8 protein-coding genes and 1 pseudogene are annotated in these 6,718 nt (G+C 66.8%); 5 read left to right on the forward strand and 4 right to left on the reverse strand.

Annotation, left to right across the window (positions count from 1 at the left end):
• Positions 1–6: 6 nt before the first annotated feature.
• Both A5706_RS27510 and A5706_RS27515 read right to left on the reverse strand, forming a co-directional pair.
• On the reverse strand, positions 7–1,020 hold the full coding sequence (locus A5706_RS27510; protein WP_068138255.1) for an alcohol dehydrogenase catalytic domain-containing protein: 1,014 nt from the start codon (positions 1,018–1,020) through the stop codon (positions 7–9).
• Positions 1,021–1,029: 9 nt separating this feature from the next.
• Positions 1,030–2,307, reverse strand: coding sequence for a cytochrome P450 (locus tag A5706_RS27515; protein WP_231985435.1), 1,278 nt, complete (start codon positions 2,305–2,307; stop codon positions 1,030–1,032).
• A gap of 157 nt (positions 2,308–2,464) precedes the next feature.
• Here A5706_RS27515 and A5706_RS27520 point away from each other — a divergent pair, with 157 nt between their 5' ends.
• The 4 genes from A5706_RS27520 (at position 2,465) to A5706_RS27535 (ending at position 4,121) form a co-directional block, all read left to right on the forward strand.
• Positions 2,465–3,052, forward strand: a complete 588-nt coding sequence (locus A5706_RS27520; RefSeq protein ID WP_068138306.1) for a dihydrofolate reductase family protein — start codon at positions 2,465–2,467, stop codon at positions 3,050–3,052.
• A 49-nt stretch (positions 3,053–3,101) separates the two neighbouring features.
• The gene (locus A5706_RS27525) at positions 3,102–3,500 is read left to right on the forward strand and encodes a hypothetical protein (RefSeq protein WP_068138257.1); all 399 of its coding nucleotides are present in this window, start codon (positions 3,102–3,104) and stop codon (positions 3,498–3,500) included.
• Positions 3,501–3,512: 12 nt separating this feature from the next.
• Complete coding sequence (locus tag A5706_RS27530; RefSeq protein ID WP_068138260.1) at positions 3,513–3,803, forward strand: hypothetical protein; 291 nt, start codon at positions 3,513–3,515, stop codon at positions 3,801–3,803.
• Between the two features lie 75 nt (positions 3,804–3,878).
• Positions 3,879–4,121, forward strand: a complete 243-nt coding sequence (locus A5706_RS27535) for a hypothetical protein (protein WP_068138266.1) — start codon at positions 3,879–3,881, stop codon at positions 4,119–4,121.
• A 6-nt stretch (positions 4,122–4,127) separates the two neighbouring features.
• On the opposite strand, the gene A5706_RS27540 is transcribed toward A5706_RS27535, so the two are convergent.
• Both A5706_RS27540 and A5706_RS27545 read right to left on the reverse strand, forming a co-directional pair.
• Positions 4,128–5,255 (reverse strand): nitronate monooxygenase, encoded by a 1,128-nt coding sequence (locus tag A5706_RS27540; protein ID WP_068138269.1) that lies wholly within the window; start codon positions 5,253–5,255, stop codon positions 4,128–4,130.
• A gap of 125 nt (positions 5,256–5,380) precedes the next feature.
• Positions 5,381–5,830, reverse strand: coding sequence for a hypothetical protein (locus A5706_RS27545; protein ID WP_068138274.1), 450 nt, complete (start codon positions 5,828–5,830; stop codon positions 5,381–5,383).
• Between the two features lie 166 nt (positions 5,831–5,996).
• On the opposite strand from A5706_RS27545, the pseudogene A5706_RS35060 reads away from it, so the two are divergent.
• A pseudogene (locus A5706_RS35060) lies at positions 5,997–6,668 on the forward strand (PE family protein); the annotation flags it as partial.
• Between the last annotated feature and the right edge of the window lie 50 nt (positions 6,669–6,718).

A 6,718-nucleotide genomic window follows, 5' to 3' on the forward strand; every position in this document is an offset into this window, starting at 1 on the left:
CCGTGGTCACATCGTCAAAACGGTGCGGTAGTGAGCGCGCCCCTGCTCCAAAGCCGCGTAGCCCTCGGCGGCCTGCGCCAGCGGCAGCTCCTCGATCCATGCCCGAACGCCCGACACAACCGCGAAATGCATAGTGTCTTCAACGTCTTTCGCGGTGCCGGAGGGATGCCCGACGATGCTGACCCCCGGTGTGATGAGCTGGATGGGACTGATCGGCAACGGTTCGGGCGTGACGCCGATGGTGACCAGCTCGCCTTGCGGCGATATCCCGCCGACGGTTGCCGCCATCGCCGGCGAGTTCCCGGCGGTCGCCAGCACGACCGCCGCCCCGCCCAGGGCCTTGAGCGCTTCGGCGGGATCCGCTGCGGTGGAGTCGATGTAGTGGTGGGCGCCCAACTTGCGGGCATCCTCCTCCTTGCCGGCGCCTCGGGCGATCGCGATGGTCTCGAAACCCATCGCCCGGGCGAACTGCACCCCGAGGTGACCAAGCCCGCCGACACCGAGGACGGCGACGCGGTCGCCGGGCAGCGCCTTGGTATGACGCAACGCGTTGTAGGTTGTGACGCCGGCGCAGCCCATCGGCGCGGCTTCCGCGTCGGACAGCCCCGCCGGTATCCGGGCGAGCGCACTACCCGGGACGGTCACGGACTCCGCGTACCCGCCCGGATATTGGTAGCTCGGGACCTTCCCGTTCTCGCAATGAATGAAGTGCCCTTTCCGGCACTCGTCGCAGTGGTAACAGCACCCGCCGAACCACCCGACCGCGACGCGATCGCCAACCTCGAAACCCTCGACACCAGAGCCGAGTTCGGCGATCGTTCCTGCGATTTCGTGCCCGGGGGTCAGCGGCCACGTCATGCCCGGAAAGCCGCCCGCGACAAAGTGTGCGTCCGTGCCGCAGATCCCGCACGCGGTGACCGTCAGCCGCGCCTCACCGGGCCCCGGCGGCTTGGTTTCGACATCGACCAGTTCTAGCGGCGCGCCCGCGGACTTGACGTGAACAGCTCGGTGGGTAGCCATGCCTTGAGGCTAGTGCGCGGCAGGTGATTTCGCGCCGTCGGTGTGGTAGTCGACCTGCCAGTGCTTGATCCCGTTGAGCCATCCCGACCGCAGCCGCTCGGGCTTGCCGATCGATTCCAGGTTCGGGATGCCGTCGGCGATCGCGTTGAACATCAGATCGATCGTCATGCGCGCCAGGTTGGCCCCGATGCAGTAATGCGCACCGGTGCCGCCGAATCCGACGTGCGGGTTGGGATCGCGCAGGATGTTGAAGGTGAAGGGGTCGTCGAACACGTCCTCGTCGAAATTGGCCGAGCGGTACACCATCACCACCCGCTGCCCCTTCTTGATCTGCACGCCGGACAGCTCGTAGTCCTCAAGCGCGGTGCGCTGAAACGACGTGACGGGGGTGGCCCACCGCACGATCTCGTCGGCCGCGGTGCCGGGGCGTTCCCTTTTGAACAGCTCCCACTGGTCGGGGAAATCGGTAAAGGCCATCATGCCCTGGGTGATGGAGTTGCGGGTGGTCTCGTTGCCGGCCACCGCCAACAGGATCACGAAGAAGCCGAACTCGTCGTCGGAGAGCTTGTGGCCGTCGATGTCGGCCTGCACCAGCTTGGTGACGAGGTCGTCGCCCGGATTTTTCGCCCGGTCGGCGGCCATCTGCATGCCGTACGTGATGAGTTCGACGGAAGCGGTGATGGCGTCGTTGTTCGCGAACTCGGGGTCCTGATCGCCGACCATCTCGTTGGACCAGTGGAAAAGTTTCTTGCGTTCGTCCTGTGGCACGCCCATCAACCCGGCGATCGCCTGCAACGGCAGCTCGCAGGACACCTGCTCGACGAAGTCGCCGCGACCCTCGGCCGCCGCTTCCTCGACGATGCGCCGGGCGCGATCGGCCAGGTCGTCGCGCAGGCGCTCGATGGCGCGCGGCGTGAAGGCCCGCGAGATGATCTTGCGCAGCCGGGTGTGCTGCGGCGCATCCATGTTTAGCAGGACGAACTTGCCACGTTCGACCTGCTCGCCGACCGTGCCGTCCTTGTAGCGCGGCAGGGCGGTCTTCTGCAGGCTGGAGAAGACGTCGCTGCGCAGCGAGATTTCCTTGACGTCCTTGTGCTTGGACACCACCCAGAACCCGCCGTCGTCGAAGCCGCCGGCCCCGATCGGCTGCTCGTTCCACCAGATCGGCGCGGTTCGGCGCAGCTCGGCCAGCTCTTCCACCGGCAACCGCTCGGCATGGATGTCCGGGTCGGTGAAATCGAATCCGGGCGGCAGATTCGGCTCGGTGGTTGTCTTCGATGCTGACAAGGTCCGCTCCTTCATACGAAGTCGTCTAGTCGTCTTCTTTGTGCCAAATAAACCACTGCTACACCACCGTTGGGAAGGATTGCGGCAAGATCGCCAGGGCGAATTGCAACGTGTTCACCGCCGATGAGTTTCGCGGGAGCCGCCGGTCTGTATGGGCATGCGCATAGTTCTGAGTGACTTCATGAGCCTGGATGGTGTCGTTCAAGCCCCGGGCGGGCAGGGCGAGGACAGCGACGGGGGATTCGCACACGGCGGTTGGTCGATGCGGTACTTCGAACCCGAGACGATGGGGCCGGCCGTCTCCGAGCTGCTGGCCGAGACCGACGCGCTGTTGTTCGGCCGTCGCACCTGGCAGTCGATGGCGGCCGCCTGGCCGGCCCGCGCCGGCGACGAGTTCGCGGACCGGATGAACGAGATCCCCAAATACGTGGCGTCGCGGACGCTCAGCCAAGACGATCTCGACTGGCCGGCCTCGATCCTGCTGCCCCCCGCCGACGTCATCGGCGCGATACGCGAACTGCGCGCCCGCGACGGCCGGTCGCTGCAGGTGATGGGCAGCGCGTCGCTGGCCGCGCAACTGATCGAGCACGACCTGGTCGACGAATACCAGCTGATGCTCGAGCCGATCCTGCTCGGCGGTGGCAAGCGGGTGTTCCCCGACGACGGGCGGGCGCGGCCGCTCGAGCTCGTCTCGGCGACGACGACCGGGACCGGGGTGCTGCTCTGCACCTACCGGCGTCTTTGACCGGCGGATATGCTTTGGTCCTGGTCACCGGCGACAGGTGGGGTGGAACATGATTCGGGAACTGCTCAGCGCCGCTTCGATAGCGGGCATCACGATCGGCATGGCGCCGTGCGCCGCCGCAGGTTACGACGGCGACGTGCCGAACATGAACTATCAGGCGTCGCTGGGGGCGCCGTGCGACAACTACGAGCGCTTCATCTTCGGGCGGGGCCCAAGCGGCCAGGCGGAGGCGTGCCACTTCCCGCCGCCGAACCAGTTCCCCGCGGCCACCACCGGCTACTGGGTCATCTCCTATCCGCTGTACGGGGTGCAGCAGGCCGGCGCGAAGTGCCCGGGCCCGCAGGCGGCCGCACAGTCAGACCGCGGCCTGCCCATGCTTTGCCTGGGAGACAAGGGCTGGCAAGAGGGATGGTTCACCGGTGCAGGGTTCTTCCCGCCGTCCGGATGATGGGCTGACTCGATGAACCCCGACCAGCCCGCCAAGGCCCCGGTCCCGCGCTGGCTGCGCTTTGTCCTCGCGTCGGATCGCGCGGGCTCCGCCTGGTACGTCGGGACCGGCTTCTTCTTCGCGCCGGTGCTCGCCGTGCTGTCGCCGTGGCCCGCGGTCACCGCCGTGCTCTGGGGAGTCATCGCGGTGGCCGGATTGTGGCTGGGCCTCCTCGGTATCGCGATGGCCGTCGGGCTGGCGCGGATACTGCGGTCCGGCGCCGAGATTCCCGAGGATTACTGGCGCACCCTGGTGAACTACTAGCGCCGACGGTGGCGACCCGCAGCGCGATCGCCACTAGAGTCGTTGCCAAAGGTCCTGCGACAAAAGGAGATTCCGATGGGCTTCAATCCGAAAGACGCAGTCGACGCCGCCCGCGACATCGCCACCAACGCCGTCGAAAAGGCTTCGGACATCGTCGAACACGCCAGCGACATTATCCGGGGCGACATCGCGGGCGGTGCGAGCGGCATCGTCCAGAACTCGATCGACATCGGCACCTACGCGGTGGACCGGACGAAAGAGGTGTTCACCGGTCCCGGTAGGGACGAGGTCGACGACGTCGACGAAGTTGACGAGTAGCCGCCGTCAGACGGCGGCGGCGTTCAGCTCGTCCAGCCTGTTGGTCGACTCCAAGTATTCCTGCACCCACCGCTCGATGACGGTCGACGTCTTTTCCACCTTGTTGAACTGCCCGACGACCTGACCGACCGGGTTGAACGCGACGTCGACCGTCTCGTTCGGGTATTTGTTCGTGGCCCGCACGGCCATGCCGGAAACCATGTACTGCAACGGCATTCCGAGCGGCTTGGGGTTGTCCGGCTGCTCCCATGCCTCGGTCCAGTCGTTGCGCAGCATCCGGGCCGGCTTGCCGGTGAACGAACGGCTCCGCACGGTGTCACGGCTGGACGCCTTGGCATACGCGGCCTGCTGGACGGGGGTGTTCGAGGCTTCCTCGACCATCAGCCACTGCGAACCGGTCCACGCGCCCTGCGCGCCGAGGGCCAAGGCCGCGGCGATCTGCTGACCGCTGCCGATCCCGCCCGCGGCGAGCACCGGCACCGGCGCGACCTCCTTAACGACCTGGGGCCACAACACGATTGAGCCCACCTCGCCGCAGTGGCCGCCGGCCTCGCCGCCCTGGGCGATGATGATGTCGACCCCGGCATCGGCGTGCTTGCGGGCTTGCGACGGTGAGCCGCACAGCGCGGCCACCTTGCGGCCGGATTCGTGGATGTGCTTGATCATGTCGGCCGGCGGGGTGCCCAGCGCGTTGGCGATCATCGCCACCTTCGGGTGTTTCAGCGCGACCTCGACCTGCGGGGTGGCGGTCGCCTCGGTCCAGCCGAGCAGTTGCAGGGTGTCCTCGTCGGCGTGATCGACCGGCACACCGTGATCGGCCAGGATCTTCTTCGCGAAGTCCAGGTGCTCCTGCGGCACCATCTTGCGCAGCGTTTCGGCCAGCTCCTCGGCCGACAGGTGCGAGTCCATGCCCTCGTACTTGTTCGGGATCACGATGTCGACGCCGTAGGGGTGGTCGCCGATGTTGTCGTCGATCCAGTTGAGTTCGATCTCCAGCTGCTCGGGCGTGAAGCCGACGGCGCCGAGCACGCCGAAACCACCGGCCTTGCTGACAGCCACCACGACGTCGCGGCAGTGGGTGAAGGCGAAGATCGGGAACTCGATGCCGAGTTCGTCGCAAATCGCGGTGTGCATGCCTACTCCTGGAAGCTTGACCTGTTGTAAAGATATGCGAAAGGAACTGAAACGTGTTCTAGTTTAGTACGGGCGGCGTTGACGTGGCCAGCCGCCCCCGACCAGCGCGTCGTCACTACGACGTATCACGTGGTCCACAAGGCCAGGAATGCCAGCATGCCGCCGAAGCAGACCACGTGATCGCGGCAGATCGCTCGCGCCAGCCGGGTTTGTTCGGCCGGACCGTCCGCCCGGTGCCCGAGCCGAATGGCGGCGGGGACCGTGCGCGTCAGCGCCAGCACCATCGGGACACCCGCGAGCGCCGCCGAGCTCGCCAGCAACCACCCGGCGTCGTGGCCCCGGGCGGCCTGAAAACCCAACGCCGCCAACAAGATCAGCATGACCAAGGCGATCAGCCGGCTCATCGGTCGCGACGTGGTGGTCGCGCGATGGTAGTAGCCCGCGATCGAGGCGAGCACCGGCTCGGGCAATTCGTCACCGGCGCTTCGATTCTGAAGAACCTGGACGTCGAAAATGAGGTCCATCCACAAAACGGCGAGCAGAAATCCACTGCAGCCAGTGAGTAACGGGGCCATGACGCTCGTTACCTCCGGTTCGCCTAAACGCCGCAAGTTCGGGGTTGATTTATTGTTGCGCGCTTAGCTGCGGCTGGGAAACAGCTTTGAATTGTTGTAACCGTATCTAATTAGCGACCCGAAGGGCCTACGATCCGCTTGTCGGGGGCGACCTGGAGGTTGTCGGATGTCGTTTGTAGTTGCAGTGCCGGACGCGGTCGCCACGGCGGCGGAGAATTTGGCGGGTATCGGCTCATCGCTGGGCACGGCCAATGCGGCCGCGGCGGCCAACACCACTGGTCTGCTGACCGCGGCGAGTGATGAGGTGTCGACCGCGATCGCCTCCTTGTTCTCCAGTCACGCCGCCCAATACCAGGCGCTCAGCGCGCAGGCCGCAGAGTTTCACAACCAATTCGTCGAGCTTTTGCAGGGCGCCGGCGGCGCCTATGCGGCAACCGAGGCGGCCAGCTCAAACCCACTGCAGACCATTGCGCAAGACGTGCTCGGGGCGATCAACACCCCGACCGAGCTGCTGTTGAACCGTCCGCTGATCGGCCCCGGCACCGACGGCGCACCAGGGACCGGGCAGGCCGGCGGGGCGGGCGGGCTTTTGTTTGGTCGCGGCGGCAACGGTGGCTCCGGTGGGACCGGGCAGGCCGGCGGCGCCGGCGGCCCCGCCGGCCTCATCGGCCGCGGTGGGGCCGGCGGGACGGGTGCTCCCGGTTTCAATGGCGGTGCCGGCGGCACCGGCGGGTGGCTGTGGGGCAACGGTGGCGCCGGCGGGATGGGCGGGACCGCAACGTTGGGCAACATCGGCGGTGACGGCGGTGCGGGCGGCCCAGTCCATCATCTCCCGAATTAGTTCGGGGCTCAGCGGCTCGGGCTCGGGGCAGCCGCGGTCTCGGTAGT

Source organism: Mycobacterium sp. E796, assembly GCF_001672815.1.
Lineage (GTDB): Bacteria > Actinomycetota > Actinomycetes > Mycobacteriales > Mycobacteriaceae > Mycobacterium.